13 protein-coding genes are annotated in these 13,058 nt (G+C 71.0%); all 13 read right to left on the bottom strand.

Annotation, left to right across the window (positions count from 1 at the left end; genetic code table 11):
* Window positions 1–54: 54 nt before the first annotated feature.
* Window positions 55–717 carry a helix-turn-helix domain-containing protein gene (locus tag ACIPYQ_RS26680; protein ID WP_401255843.1) on the bottom strand — a complete coding sequence of 221 codons (663 nt, stop codon included), beginning with the start codon at window positions 715–717 and terminating at the stop codon, window positions 55–57.
* 90 nt (window positions 718–807) lie between these two features.
* Window positions 808–3,648, bottom strand: coding sequence for a DEAD/DEAH box helicase (locus tag ACIPYQ_RS26675; protein ID WP_361764823.1), 2,841 nt, complete (start codon window positions 3,646–3,648; stop codon window positions 808–810).
* A gap of 46 nt (window positions 3,649–3,694) precedes the next feature.
* Window positions 3,695–4,582: a diacylglycerol kinase gene (locus ACIPYQ_RS26670; RefSeq protein WP_401255840.1), complete on the bottom strand. Its 888-nt coding sequence runs from the start codon at window positions 4,580–4,582 to the stop codon at window positions 3,695–3,697.
* A 17-nt stretch (window positions 4,583–4,599) separates the two neighbouring features.
* A complete protein-coding gene (gene tatC / locus ACIPYQ_RS26665) occupies window positions 4,600–5,556 on the bottom strand; it encodes a twin-arginine translocase subunit TatC (protein ID WP_361764829.1) in 957 nt (318 codons plus the stop codon).
* Between the two features lie 47 nt (window positions 5,557–5,603).
* The gene (tatA, locus tag ACIPYQ_RS26660; RefSeq protein WP_401255836.1) at window positions 5,604–5,897 is read right to left on the bottom strand and encodes a Sec-independent protein translocase subunit TatA; all 294 of its coding nucleotides are present in this window, start codon (window positions 5,895–5,897) and stop codon (window positions 5,604–5,606) included.
* 169 nt (window positions 5,898–6,066) lie between these two features.
* Window positions 6,067–6,267: a hypothetical protein gene (locus ACIPYQ_RS26655; protein ID WP_327413008.1), complete on the bottom strand. Its 201-nt coding sequence runs from the start codon at window positions 6,265–6,267 to the stop codon at window positions 6,067–6,069.
* 26 nt (window positions 6,268–6,293) lie between these two features.
* Complete coding sequence (locus ACIPYQ_RS26650) at window positions 6,294–6,521, bottom strand: hypothetical protein (protein ID WP_327413009.1); 228 nt, start codon at window positions 6,519–6,521, stop codon at window positions 6,294–6,296.
* A gap of 14 nt (window positions 6,522–6,535) precedes the next feature.
* On the bottom strand, window positions 6,536–7,504 hold the full coding sequence (locus ACIPYQ_RS26645) for a helix-turn-helix transcriptional regulator (RefSeq protein WP_401255832.1): 969 nt from the start codon (window positions 7,502–7,504) through the stop codon (window positions 6,536–6,538).
* A gap of 136 nt (window positions 7,505–7,640) precedes the next feature.
* Entirely contained in the window at window positions 7,641–8,597 is a 957-nt protein-coding gene (locus tag ACIPYQ_RS26640; RefSeq protein WP_361764839.1) for a WYL domain-containing protein, read from the bottom strand.
* 125 nt (window positions 8,598–8,722) lie between these two features.
* Window positions 8,723–9,118, bottom strand: a complete 396-nt coding sequence (locus ACIPYQ_RS26635) for an FKBP-type peptidyl-prolyl cis-trans isomerase (protein WP_361764842.1) — start codon at window positions 9,116–9,118, stop codon at window positions 8,723–8,725.
* 28 nt (window positions 9,119–9,146) lie between these two features.
* Window positions 9,147–10,088, bottom strand: a complete 942-nt coding sequence (locus ACIPYQ_RS26630; protein WP_361764845.1) for an FKBP-type peptidyl-prolyl cis-trans isomerase — start codon at window positions 10,086–10,088, stop codon at window positions 9,147–9,149.
* A gap of 115 nt (window positions 10,089–10,203) precedes the next feature.
* Window positions 10,204–11,565, bottom strand: coding sequence for a Pup--protein ligase (gene pafA, locus ACIPYQ_RS26625; protein WP_030016332.1), 1,362 nt, complete (start codon window positions 11,563–11,565; stop codon window positions 10,204–10,206).
* A gap of 138 nt (window positions 11,566–11,703) precedes the next feature.
* Window positions 11,704–12,966, bottom strand: coding sequence for an MFS transporter (locus ACIPYQ_RS26620; protein WP_401255826.1), 1,263 nt, complete (start codon window positions 12,964–12,966; stop codon window positions 11,704–11,706).
* Window positions 12,967–13,058: the final 92 nt, after the last annotated feature.

Here is a 13,058-nt window from a genome sequence, read left to right as displayed (position 1 = left end):
GGCTGTCCGGCACCGGGGGCCGGGTTCCCGTGACCTGCGCCACAGCCGGAAGGGTCACCGGCTCCCGGGCAGGCCGACCCCCGCGATCCGCAGCGCGGCGTCGGCGGTGGCCTCCGCGAAGGCCCCCACCGGCCGCGCCGGATCGGCCCGGTGGATCAGCATGACACCCTCGATGAGTCCGAAGACCAGGTCGTTGCGGAGTGCGAGCCCCGCCCCGTCCCCGGCCAGTTCGGCGCCGGCGCAGGTCCCGCCGAGCAACACCCGGTAGGCGTGCTTGAGTTCCGCGCGCATCCGGCGGAACTGCACGAAGCGCGCGGCGCCCACCTCGGGCAGCAGATAGAGCGCCCCCAGGTTGTACGGGCCCCCGCACAGCAGCAGCACGTCGGAGCGGCACAGCTCCCACAGCCGCCGCGCGGCGGGCCGGGCGTCCTCGGCGAGCAGCCGGCGGGCCAGGACCAGCGAGGGCGCGACCGTGGACTCCAGCAGTTCGGCGAGGAGGTCCTCCTTGCCGCGGAAGTAGTGGTACATCGTGGCCTGGCGCATTCCGGCCCGCCCGGCGACCGCCCGCGTGGTGGTCGCCGCGTACCCCTGGACGGTGAACAACTCGGCCGCCGCGCAGAGGAGTTCCTCGCGCGGCGGCCGGCCGCTCTGCGGTCTCAGCCGGTCGGCGCGTGGCCGACCGACCCGTCTCGGACCCTCGTCCGCTCCCCCACTCATGGACCGATCGTCGCACAGGGCACGCGAATTCGATCATGGCAAGAGATCAGATCAGGCCAGCCCCGCTCTCGGAGGAAGCCCCAAAACCGGCTAGCCGACCGAGCTGTAGGCCACTACGCCCCGCAGTAGGGCGTCCACGGCCTTGCGGGCGTTGCGCGCCACCGTGCTCCCGCTGTCGCCGGAGGCCGAGGGGGCCGCCGCCGCGACCTGCCCGAGCACGTCGATGACCTGCTTGCACCAGCGCACGAAGTCACCGGCCGGCATCTCCGCCTCGCGCAGCACCTCGTCCAGGCTCTTGTCGGAGGCCCACTGGTACGCCGCCCACGCGAAGCCGAGGTCCGGCTCCCGCTGGCCCACGCCCTCCGCCTGGTTGATGCGGTGCTCCTCCTCCAGCGCGTCGAGGCGGCCCCAGATGCGGACCATCTCGCCCAGCGCCTCCTTCGCCGCGCCGCCCGGCACCTTCGGCGCGACCGCGTCGTCGGACTGCCGCGCCTCGAAGACCAGCGCCGAGACGCAGGCGGCCAGTTCGGCCGGGCTCAGCCCCTCCCACACCTTGGCCCGCAGGCACTCGGAGGCCAGCAGGTCGAGCTCCCCGTACAGCCGGGCGAGCCGCTTGCCGTGCACGGTGACCTCGTCCTCGCGCAGGTAGTCCAGCTCGGTCAGCAGGGCGTGGATCCGGTCGAAGGTGCGGGCGATGGTGTTCGTCCGGCCCTCGATCCGCCGCTCCAGCTGCAGGGTGTCCCGCTTGAGCCGGTGGTAGCGCTCCGCCCAGCGGGCGTGGTCCTCGCGCTCGTCGCAGCCGTGGCAGGGATGCGCCCGCAGTTCGGAACGCAGCCGGGCGATCTCGCGGTCGTCGGCCGCCGCGGCGCGGCCGCGGGCCCGCCGCTCCGGCGTGATGTGCCCGGCCTTGCTCCGCAGCTGCGAGGCCAGGTCCCGACGGGACTGCGGCGAGCGCGCGTTGAAGGTCTTGGGGATCCGCATCCGGTCGAGCGCCTCCACCGGGACCGGGAAGTCGATCGCGGCGAGCCGCTTGACCTGCCGCTCGGCAGTGAGCACCAGCGGGCGCGGGCCCTCCGCGTACTCGTAGCCGCGGTGCCCGTGGACCCGCCCGGCCGGCACGCCCGGGTCCAGGACCAGCGCGAGCCCGGCGAACTTGCCCGTCGGGACGTGGATGATGTCGCCCGGCTTGAGCTTCTCCAGCGAACTGGCCGCCTGCACCCGGCGCTGGGCGGCGCCCTGCTTGGCCAGCTCCGTCTCACGGTCCTTCAGGTCGCGGCGCAGCTGCGCGTACTCCTCGAAGTTCCCCAGGTGACAGGTCATGCCCTCCTGGTAGCCCTCCAGTCCCTCCTCGTTGCGCTGCACCTGCCGCGAGATCCCGACGACCGAGCGGTCGGCCTGGAACTGCGCGAAGGAGGTCTCCAGCAGCTCGCGCGAGCGGTGCCGCCCGAACTGGCTGACCAGGTTCACGGCCATGTTGTACGAGGGCTTGAAGCTGGAGCGCAGCGGATACGTACGGGTACCCGCGAGCCCGGCGAGCCCGGCCGGGTCCATGCCCCGCTGCCACAGCACCACCGCGTGGCCCTCGACGTCGATGCCGCGCCGCCCGGCCCGGCCGGTCAGCTGCGTGTACTCGCCGGGGGTGATGTCGGCGTGCTGCTCGCCGTTCCACTTGACGAGCTTCTCCAGGATCACCGTGCGCGCGGGCATGTTGATGCCCAGCGCCAGGGTCTCCGTGGCGAAGACGGCCTTCACCAGACCCCGGACGAACAGCTCCTCCACGACCTCCTTGAAGGTGGGCAGCATGCCCGCGTGGTGGGCGGCGATGCCCCGCTCCAGCCCTTCGAGCCACTCGTAGTACCCCAGGACGTGCAGGTCCTCGGTGGGGATGGAGGCGGTCCGCGCCTCGACGATCTCGCGGACCCTGAGCCGCGCGGACTCGTCGTTGAGCCGCAGTCCCGCGTACAGGCACTGCTGGACCGCGGCCTCGCAGCCGGCCCGGCTGAAGATGAAGTTGATGGCTGGCAGCAGCCCGTCACCGTCGAGGCGGGCGATGACCTCGGGGCGGGAGGGGGTCCAGATCCGGCCGCGGGAGCGCCGCTCGCGCTCGCGGTCGGCCTCGCGGACCATCTTGCCGCGCCGCCGGTCCTTCGGGTTGTAGGTGCGGCTGTTCTCCTCGCGCGCCATGCGCAGCAGGTCGGGATTGACCTCCCGGCGCGCGGAGCCGCGGCCGCCGTGGTCGGACTCCTCCTCGAAGAGGTCGTAGATCCGGCGGCCGGCCATGACGTGCTGCCACAGCGGAACGGGCCGCTCCTCGGAGACGATCACCTCGGTGTCGCCGCGGACGGTGTCCAGCCAGTCGCCGAACTCCTCGGCGTTCGAGACGGTGGCCGACAGGGACACCAGGGTCACCGACTCGGGGAGGTGGATGATCACTTCCTCCCAGACGGCCCCGCGGAACCGGTCGGAGAGGTAGTGGACCTCGTCCATCACGACGTAGCCGAGGCCGAGCAGCGACTGAGAACCCGCGTACAGCATGTTGCGGAGCACCTCGGTGGTCATCACGACCACCGGCGCCTCGGAGTTGACGCTGTTGTCGCCGGTCAGCAGGCCCACCTTGTCGGCGCCGTAGCGCTTGACGAGGTCGGCGTACTTCTGGTTCGACAGCGCCTTGATCGGCGTCGTGTAGAAGCACTTGCGGCCCTGCTGGAGGGCCAGGTGCACGGCGAACTCGCCGACGATGGTCTTGCCCGAGCCTGTCGGGGCGGCGACGAGGACGCCCTTGCCGGCCTCCAGTGCCTTGCAGGCCTCGACCTGGTACGGGTCCAGATCGAAGTCGTACATCTCGCGGAAGGGGGCCAGGGCAGAGGCCTCTTCGGCGGCGCGGATCCGGGCAGCGGCGTACCGCTCGGCGGGTGAGAGTTCTTCGGTCATCTTGTTGTCGAGCCTACCCGCCACCTCTGACAACAGTCGCGATCATTTAAGCGAGCAGCCGGACCGCTCCGGGGACGCACTCCGCGGTCACCGGCAGCGCCCCCAGGGGCTCCCCGTCCGCGTACGCCGTCAGGCCCGGCGCCTCCAAGGTGACCTTCCGGGCCCGGTGGACGCTCACCTTCGGGTGGCCCAGGTGCCTGCCCTTGTAGACCTGCGGAAACACCGACAGCAGGGTGGCCCGGCTGCAGTCGCCGACCACCGTGACGTCGAAGAGCCCGTCGTCGGGGACGGCGTCCGCGCAGATCCGCATGCCGCCGCCGTAGGAGGAGCCGTTGCCGACCGCCACCAGCGTCGCCTCCGTCTCGATCACCGGGCCGTCGTCCAGGGTGATCCGGTACGGGAACGGGCGGAAGGCGGCCAGCTCCGCGATCATCGCCAGGTCGTACTTGAACCGGCCGGCCGGCAGCCGCATCCGGTTGCCCCGGTCGTTGACCCGCGAGTCGAAGCCGGAGCACAGCACGGTCCCGAACCAGCCGGCACCCACCCGCCCCAGGTCGATCTCCCGGATCCGGCTCTCCTTCAGGGCCCCGGCGGCCATCCGCCCGGCCCGCGCGGGCTCCCGCACGGGCAGTCCCATCGCCCGGGCGAAGTCGTTCCCGGTGCCCGCCGCGACCACCCCGAGCGGCACCCGGGTCCCCGCCAGGGCCTGCAGCGCCAGCGAGACCATCCCGTCGCCGCCCACCGCGATCACCGCACCGGTGCCCTCGCGGACGGCGGCGGTCAGCCGGGCCAGCGCGTCCTCGGCGTCGGCGCCCACCACCGTCCGTACGGAGAAGCCGGCCGCCCGCAACGCGGAAGCGGCCGGCTGCGCGGCGTGCGCGCCCCGGCCGCGGCCCGCGGTGGGATTGACGAAGAGGGTGATCTCAGAGCTCACCCCGGGGAATTTACCTGTCAGGTCGCGTCGTCGTAACCGTTGATCCGCTGGCGTCCGCCGTCGGCCTGGCCGGGCACCGCGGCGGGGGCCGACACCGACTCCAGCTCGCCGATCGGCGCCGGGGTCAGGTCCAGCTCGGAGGCCTCGTCGTCGCTCAGACCCGCGTCGGGGTCGTTGCGCCGGCGCCTGCGGTCGTTGAGGAGACAGATACCGAGGGCCAGGAAGTAGAGGGCCACGATGGGCAGGGCCAGCGCGAGCATGGTCGGCGGGTCACCGGTGGGGGTCGCGAACGCGGCGAAGACCGTGATGCCGAGGACCATGCCCCGCCACCAGCCGCCCAGCCGCTTGCCCGTGAGCACGCCCGTGAAGTTCAGCAGGATCAGCAGCAGCGGCAGCTCGAAGGCCAGGCCGAACACGATCACCATGCGGGTGACCAGGTCGAGGTAGTCGTCGACCGGCAGCAGGTTCCGCGCGTGATCCGGAGTGAACTCCAGCATGATCGTCGCGGTCTGCGGAAGGATCTTGTACGCGAGCACGGCGCCGGCCGCGAACAGCGGCGCACCGACCGCGACGAAGCTGCGCGCGTACTTCTTCTCGTGGCTGTGCAGGCCGGGCGCCGCGAACGCCCACAGCTGGTACAGCCACACCGGCGCGGACAGCACCACACCGGACATCAGCGAGACCTTCAGGGCGATCGAGAACGCCGAGATGAGACCGTTCACGGTCATGTCTGCGCAGGGCTTGCCGTTGCGCTGGGTCACCACACCGTCCCTGCAGCCGACGGAGTCCAGCATCGGCTTCAGCAGGAAGTTGATGATGTCCCGGTAGAAGAAGGCCGCGATGACGGTGATCACCAGGATCGCGAGGACCGACTTCAGCAGACGGTTTCGCAGCTCACGCAGGTGCTCGACAAGAGGCATCCGCCCTTCGGCGTCCTTGTCCGCTTTCTCCTGCTTGCGGGCAGACTTGAGCAACCCACGTCCCTTGTCTCGTTGCAGATGACTGGCGCGTACGGCGTGCGTCAGCCCTGGGCGGCGCGGTTCGGCTCGCTGACCGGACGGGAGCTGGTGACGTCACCGGGCGCGGCCTGGATGGTGCGCGGCGCGACGGGCTGCTGCGCGGACTGGTCCGCGGCGGTCGTGGCGGTGGCCGCGTCCTCGGCCTCGCCGTCCTTCTTCATGGCCTTGGCCTCGCTCTTGAGGATGCGGGCCGACTTGCCGAGGGAGCGGGCCATGTCGGGAAGCTTCTTGGCACCGAACAGAAGGATGATGACTCCGACGATGACGAGGATTTCCCAACCCCTGAGGTTGCCCATAGAAATCTTCCTTTTCTCCGAGGTTGACAGCGCACCGGCACGGGCGCCTGGGACTGTCTTCTACCGAGGATCGTAACCCCAGGGGGTTAACGCCCGGCAATCCCCCGGCGTCCCCCGTCTTGCGTCCTGGCCGGATGTCAATCCCCCGGTCACACGCCCGTCTCATTCGCTACGGTCGCACGTCGCGGCCCGCCCTGGCCAGATCCGCGGCCGCCCGCTCCAGATCGCCCGAGGCATCGGTGATCCGGCGGCTGGCCTGCGCGACCTGCACGGACAGTCTGCGCACCTCCGCGTAGACCCGCACCGCCAGCACGGCGAGCACGGCGACTCCGAGGAAGCCCAGGGCAATTGCGAACATCGGCCACAGCATGGGCCGAGCCTAGGCCACCACCCCCCTCAGATGCTGCGCAGGGTGCTCACGCCACCGCCCGTCAGCAGCTCCACGATGCGCTCACCAGCAGGTTTGCGCACGGAGGCACCGCATTCAGGACACGTGAAGGAGTAGAAGGTGGCCCGCCGGCTGCCGCCGATGGCCAGCCGCAGGGCGCCCGCGTCCAGCTCGAAGCGGGCCCGGCAGTCGGGACAGGAGGCCTTGAAGGCGACGGGCCCTGACGTTGGCGACATCGACCGCGCTCCCCTCAGACCTGTTCCCCGTACCCCGCGAGTGCTTCTCGAGCGGCGCTCCGCGCGCTCTCCGCCAGCTCTGTGGGGGCGACGATCCGCCCCTCGCGCCCGAGCCGCAGCGCGAGCCGGCGCAGGGACGCCGGATCCGGGCTGCGCAGCGTGATCCGCAGGCCCCCCTCGGCCAGCTCCTCCGCGCTGTCGTGCGGGTAGTACTCGGCGACCCAGCGCCCGCCCGGCCCCACCTCGACGACGACCTCCGGGTCCTCGGCGGCCGGCTGGACGAGGCCCTCGGACAGATCGCGCGGCTCGATCGCCGGCGGCTCGGCCCGCTCGTCCAGCAGCCGGATCTCCGCCACCCGGTCGAGCCGGAAGGTGCGCCGGGCCTCGGAGAGGTGGCACCACCCCTCCATGTACGTGTGCCCCACCGCGAACAGGCGGATCGGATCGACCTTGCGCTCGGTGAGCTCGTCGCGCGCGGGCGAGTAGTAGCGCAGCCACAGCCGCCGGCGCTCCGCGATGGCCCGGTCGACGTCCGCGAAGACCCCGCCCTCCGACTCGAAGGTCACCGACAGCCGGGAGCTGGCCCCGGCCGCCTCGCCCGCGGCCGCCTCCAGCTTGGCGGTGGCCCGCAGCAGGGCCTCCCGGTCGCTCTCGCGCAGCCCGGGCAGGGTCGCCACGGCCCGCGCCGCCACCAGCAGCGCGGTCGCCTCGTCGGCGGCCAGCCGCAGCGGCTCGGCGGTGGACTCCCCCGAGGCGTCGGGGTTGCGCCACCAGATGCGCTCCCCGTCAGTGTCGATGTCGAGCAGGTCCCCGCCCCGGAAGCTGGTCCCGCACATGGGCAGCACGTCGAGGTCCGAGATCAGCTCGTCCTCGGTGATCCCGAAGGCGCGGGCGACGTCGGCGACGTGCGCCCCGGGGCGCTCGCGCAGGTAGGTCACCAGGGACAGCATCCGGCGGGTCTGGTCGATGGCGTTGGCAGCCATGCTGGTACGTCTCCCCCTCAGGGCACGTCTTCGAATGTGGCGGTCTCGAAGCTGGCGGATCTCGGATCGGGCTCCCGCATGTCGCGGATCCCGGACGGTGCGGCGGCGGACGCGGGCCCCGCCCCCGCGCACCGGGTCAGGCCTTGGCCACGGCCCGCAGGCGGTCCACCACGTCGGCCCGCAGGTCGGCGGGCCCGACCACGACGACGTCCGGCCCGAACTCCACCAGCCAGGCGTCCAGCCCGTGCCCGTACGGGATCTCCAGCTCGTCCCAGCCGTCCGCGCCCTCGCGCACCGCGGTGGCCTTGGCCCGCAGCGGGTAGCCCGCACCCGCGCGCAGCCGGATCAGCGCGGAGCGGTCCGCGCTCTCCCCGGCCCAGCTCGCCACGGTCTCCCGCACGGTCACCACGTCGGGAACCTCCGCCGTGTACTTGGCCGCCCGGGAGCGGACCTTGCCGGTGATCCGGGACAGCCGGAACACCCGCTCCGCCCCGCGGTCCCGGTCGTAGCCGGCCAGGTACCAGTGACCGCGCCAGCACTCCAGCGCCCAGGGCTCCACCTGCCGGGTCTCGGGCCGGGCCGCGGTGGACTTGCGGTAGTCGAAGACCACCGGCCGGCGGTCCCGGCAGGCCAGCATCAGCGGCTCGAAGGCCGCCTCGTGGACCGGGATGCGCGGCTCGATGGCACTGTGCTGGCCCTCGTACGGGTCGCCCGCCTCGGGCATCCCGCCCGCGCGCAGCTTCTGCAGGGCCCCGCTGGCGGCCCCCGCCAGACGGGCCTGCTGCCAGACCTTGGCCGCCAGCCCCAGGGCGGCGGCCTCCTCGGCGTCCAGCGAGACGGGGGGCAGCCGGTTGCTGTCCCGGCGGGCCAGGTAGCCGGTCTCGCCCTCCAGGTTCTCCACCGTCTCGATGACCAGGCCGAGTTCCCGCAGATCGTCCTTGTCCCGCTCGAACATGCGGTTGAAGGACTCGTCGTTGCCGGCCTCCATGTAGGCCTCGATGGAGCCGCGCAACTCGCGCTTGCTCAGCGGCCGGCGGGTCCCCAGCAGACACAGCGCCAGATTCATCAGCCGCTCGGCCTTGGCAATCGCCATCGACGCCCTTCCCCCGTTCTCGACACACACTCGTGACCGTTGACCGTACCGCCCCGGCGGTCCCCGGCAAAAGCGAGGGCCCCCGCCTCACGGCAGGGGCCCTCAGCAGATCACGGAAGTCCGGATCAGCCGACCTTCACCAGGTCGCAGACGAAGATCAGCGTCTCGCCCGGGGCGATCGCGCTGCCCGCGCCGCGGTCACCGTAGGCGAGGTGCGCCGGGATCGTCAGCTTGCGACGGCCGCCGACCTTCATGCCCTGGACGCCCTGGTCCCATCCGGCGATGACCTGGCCGACACCGAGCTGGAACTGGAGCGCGGAACCACGGTTCCACGAGGCGTCGAACTCCTCACCGGTGGAGAAAGCCACGCCCACGTAGTGCACGGAGACCCGGTCGCCCTTCTTGGCCTCGGCGCCGTCGCCGACCTGGATCTCCTCGATGACGAGGTCCTTGGGGGCTTCGCCCTCGGGGAAGTCGATCTCGGGCTTCTCGAGCTTGTCGCTCACGGAACTGCTCCTCATACGTACGAAACGGTCAACCGGAACAGTCTTACATCACGGTGAGGATGTCGAGGCTGAAGACCAGCGTCGACTTCGCCGGGATGGTGCCCTGCTCCTTGTCACCGAAGGCCTGGTCCGGCGGGATGACCAGCAGGATGCGGCTGCCGACCTTCTTGCCGATCAGGCCGTCCTTCAGGCCCGCGACCGAGAGCTCCTTCAGCGGCCACGTCACCGTCTGGCCCGAGGTGTACGTGCTTTCGAAGGACTTGTCGTCCTTCCACGTCTTGCCGTTGAACTTCACGACCACGGAGTCGGTGTCCTTGACCACCGCGCCGTCACCCTCCAGGACGTAGCTCGAGACCAGCTTGGCCGGCTCGGCGGTGTCCTTCGGGACGGTCACGGAGACCTCGTTGCCGTCCGTGTTCGTGCCGACCTTGGGCAGGTCCTTGTTGTCCTGGGCGACCTCCTTGCCCGTCGCCGAGGCCGGGACGGTGGCGCCCTTGACGATGTCCACGACGAAGACCAGCGTGGCGTTCGGCTTGATCTTCGGCTCCGAGCCCTGGGCCCCGTAACCGAGCTCCGGCGGGATCACCAGCTCGACGCGGCTGCCGACCTTCTGACCCTCCAGGCCCTGGTCCCAGCCCTTGATCACGGCGCCGGCACCGATGGTCAGGTCGAACGGCGCGGGCCGGCCGAAGCTCTGGTCGAACGGCTCCTTGCCGTCCCACACCTGGCCGAGGTAATTGACCTGCGCGATGTCGTTCTTCTTCAGCACCTGCCCGGTGCCCTCGCTGATGGTCACCACCTTCAGCTCCTTGGGCGGCGCACCCTTCCCCTTCGACAGGGTGGGCGTCTCCCCGAACTTGGCACCCTTCGTGATCGCGGGCGCCCCGTTCTTCATCTGGGCGGAGTCGGAGCCGCTGTCGTCGCCACACGCTGCTGTCGTCAGCAGCAGAAGGGGTACGACAAGCAGGCCGGCAAGTCGGCGCACGGGTTCCTCAGATCTCAGACGGCAAGGCGGTCGCCCGCCACTCTAAGCCGTGCACAGGGCCCCGTACGAGAGACGTACGGGGCCCCGGTAAGGAGTGCGATGTCACATTGCCGGCCTACATGCCGGCGATCAGCTTCTCCACCCGGTCGTCCACCGACCGGAACGGGTCCTTGCACAGCACCGTCCGCTGCGCCTGGTCATTGAGCTTCAGGTGTACCCAGTCGACCGTGAAGTCCCGCCGCTGCTCCTGCGCCCGCCGGATGAAGTCCCCGCGCAGCCGCGCCCGCGTCGTCTGCGGGGGCACCGACTTGCCCTCGAAGATCTTGAGGTCGTTGCAGATCCGCGCCGCCTGCCCCTTGCGCTCCAGCAGGTAGTACAGCCCGCGCCGACGGTGGATGTCGTGATACGCGAGGTCTATCTGAGCCACCCGCGGATTCGACATGGTCATGTTGTGCTTGGCCCGGTACCGCTCGATCAGCTGGTACTTCATGACCCAGTCGATCTCGGTCCCGATCCGGTCCAGATCCTCCGCGTCGATCGCGTCCAGCGTGCGGCCCCACAGCTCCAGCACCTGGTCCACCACACCGGTACGGATCCCCCGGCGCTCGGCGAAGTCCACCGCCTTGTCGTAGTACTCCCGCTGGATCTCCAGCGCCGACGCCTCCCGGCCGCTCGCCAGGCGCACCTTGCGCTGACCCGTGATGTCGTGGCTGACCTCGCGGATCGCCCGGATCGGGTTCTCCAGGGTCAGGTCCCGCATCACCGTGCCCGCCTCGATCATGCGCAGCACCAGGTCGGTGGCCCCGACCTTGAGCAGCATGGTCGTCTCGGACATGTTCGAGTCACCCACGATCACGTGCAGCCGGCGGTAGCGCTCGGCATCCGCGTGCGGCTCGTCCCGGGTGTTGATGATCGGCCGCGAACGGGTCGTGGCGGAACTGACACCCTCCCAGATGTGCTCGGCCCGCTGGCTCACGCAGTAGACCGCGCCCCGTGGCGTCTGCAGCACCTTGCCGGCGCCGCAGATCAGCTGCCGCGTGACAAGGAACGGAATGAGAATGTCCGCCAGGCGGGAGAATTCCCCGTGCCGGGCCACCAGGTAGTTCTCGTGGCAGCCGTACGAGTTGCCCGCCGAGTCGGTGTTGTTCTTGAAGAGATAGACGTCGCCCGCGATTCCCTCCTCGTGCAGGCGGCGTTCGGCGTCGACGAGCAGTCCTTCGAGAATGCGCTCGCCTGCTTTGTCGTGGGTGACCAGTTCGGTCACGTTGTCGCATTCGGGAGTTGCATATTCCGGATGCGAACCCACATCGAGGTACAGGCGGGCGCCGTTCCGCAGGAAGACATTGCTGCTGCGGCCCCATGACACAACACGGCGGAAGAGGTAGCGCGCCACTTCGTCAGGAGACAGTCGGCGCTGTCCCCTGAACGTGCACGTGACGCCGTACTCGTTCTCCAGCCCGAAAATGCGGCGGTCCATGACTGAACATTACGCCTTCTGCCCTCTTCTGAAACCGGGTTCGGGAGCGCCGTTTCGATCAGTTCCCCGCAGCAGGCCCGCCGACTCGCCGCCGAACAGGCCCCGGCAACGGCCCGCCGACCGGTGTGGCGCCCGCAATCACCCCGCCGACGAGGCCTCTGACGCCACCTCGCGCCCGCCACCCGACACCCCGTCAGACGAACCCGCCACCGCGCGGCTCGGCACCGCAGTTGCCATCACCCGCTGAGTGACCATCAGCACCAACAGCGCAGCCGCACCCGCCACCGACGCCACCCCGAAGCTCGCCGCCGTACCGCCCAGCTCCACCACCGGCCCCGCCACCGCCGTACCGATCGCCGCACCCACCCCGAAGAACGTCACCAGCCACGAGAACGCCTCCGTCACCGTGCCCGCCGGAGCATGCCGGTCCACCACGATGAACGCACACGCCAGCGCAGGCGCCAGGAACACCCCCGACAGCGCCGCCAGAGCCGTCATCGCCACCGGCCCCGGAATCAGCATCAGCGGCAGATACCCCAGCGCCAGCAACGCCACCAGCATCCGCAGCCGCCGCTCCGGCGCACCCGCCCACTGCCGCGCCCCGTACGTCACCCCGCCGATCAGCGCACCCAGCCCGAGCGCCGCCATCAGCCACCCGTACACCGCCTGGTTCCCGTGATCGTCCGCGTACGCCACACCCGCCACCGTGATCGAACCCAGCGCCATCCCCACGAAGAAGAACGCACCCAGCAGCGCCAGCAGCCCCCGCGAACGCAGCGCCCCCAGCCAGTGCGCCTCCCGCGGCGCCGAACGCCACCTGCGCGAAGGCTCGCTCACCACCACCGACAGCGCACCCAGCACCCCGATCGCATTGAGCGCCAGCAGCGCCCCGGCCGGCGACCACAGCGCCACGAACAGCGTCACCAGCAGCGGACCGACCGTGAACATGACCTCCTGGGCCACCGCGTCCATCGCGTACGCCGCGTGCACCTTCTCCTCGCGGCCCCCCAGCACACCCGGCCACAGCGCCCGCAGCCCGCCCTCCAGCGGCGGCGTGAACAGCCCCGCGACCACCACCGCGGCATACGCGGCCACCGCCGACCCCGTGCCCGCCAGCGCCAGCCACACCACGCCCAGCGCCGACACCACGGCGGCCGGCAGCTGCACCCGCGGCTGCCCGAACAGGTCCACCGCCCGGCCCAGCAACGGCTGGCCCACCGCGTTGGCCACCCCGTACGCGGCGGCGAGGGCCCCCGCGAGGCTGTAGCTGCCTCCCTCGGCACGCGTGAACAGCACGATCGCGATCGGCGCCGTCGCGTTCGGCAGCCGCCCTATGAGCGTGCCCACCAGCAGCCTCGCGGCGTGCCGGGTCCGCAGCAGCTCCGCGTATCCCGCGGCCATGTCCGCCCCCTTCTGCCCGGATCCCGCCGGGGTAATACGTATAACGTGACCCGTCATACGTACCATGGCCGCAGTCCACGGGTCCACCCCAC

This window comes from Streptomyces sp. NPDC090045 (genome assembly GCF_044747975.1).
Classification (GTDB): domain Bacteria; phylum Actinomycetota; class Actinomycetes; order Streptomycetales; family Streptomycetaceae; genus Streptomyces.
This window is presented reverse-complemented; position numbering and strand designations above follow the sequence as displayed.

Excerpts from the sequence above, each read along its gene's own strand:
- ACIPYQ_RS26680 (WP_401255843.1), bottom strand. The coding sequence starts at position 717 with ATGAGTGGGGGAGCGGACGAGGGTCCGAGACGGGTCGGTCGGCCACGC.
- ACIPYQ_RS26675 (WP_361764823.1), bottom strand. The coding sequence starts at position 3,648 with ATGACCGAAGAACTCTCACCCGCCGAGCGGTACGCCGCTGCCCGGATC.
- tatA (WP_401255836.1), bottom strand. The coding sequence starts at position 5,897 with ATGGGCAACCTCAGGGGTTGGGAAATCCTCGTCATCGTCGGAGTCATC.
- ACIPYQ_RS26655 (WP_327413008.1), bottom strand. The coding sequence starts at position 6,267 with ATGCTGTGGCCGATGTTCGCAATTGCCCTGGGCTTCCTCGGAGTCGCC.
- ACIPYQ_RS26650 (WP_327413009.1), bottom strand. The coding sequence starts at position 6,521 with ATGTCGCCAACGTCAGGGCCCGTCGCCTTCAAGGCCTCCTGTCCCGAC.
- ACIPYQ_RS26645 (WP_401255832.1), bottom strand. The coding sequence starts at position 7,504 with ATGGCTGCCAACGCCATCGACCAGACCCGCCGGATGCTGTCCCTGGTG.
- ACIPYQ_RS26640 (WP_361764839.1), bottom strand. The coding sequence starts at position 8,597 with ATGGCGATTGCCAAGGCCGAGCGGCTGATGAATCTGGCGCTGTGTCTG.
- ACIPYQ_RS26635 (WP_361764842.1), bottom strand. The coding sequence starts at position 9,118 with ATGAGGAGCAGTTCCGTGAGCGACAAGCTCGAGAAGCCCGAGATCGAC.
- pafA (WP_030016332.1), bottom strand. The coding sequence starts at position 11,565 with ATGGACCGCCGCATTTTCGGGCTGGAGAACGAGTACGGCGTCACGTGC.
- ACIPYQ_RS26620 (WP_401255826.1), bottom strand. The coding sequence starts at position 12,966 with ATGGCCGCGGGATACGCGGAGCTGCTGCGGACCCGGCACGCCGCGAGG.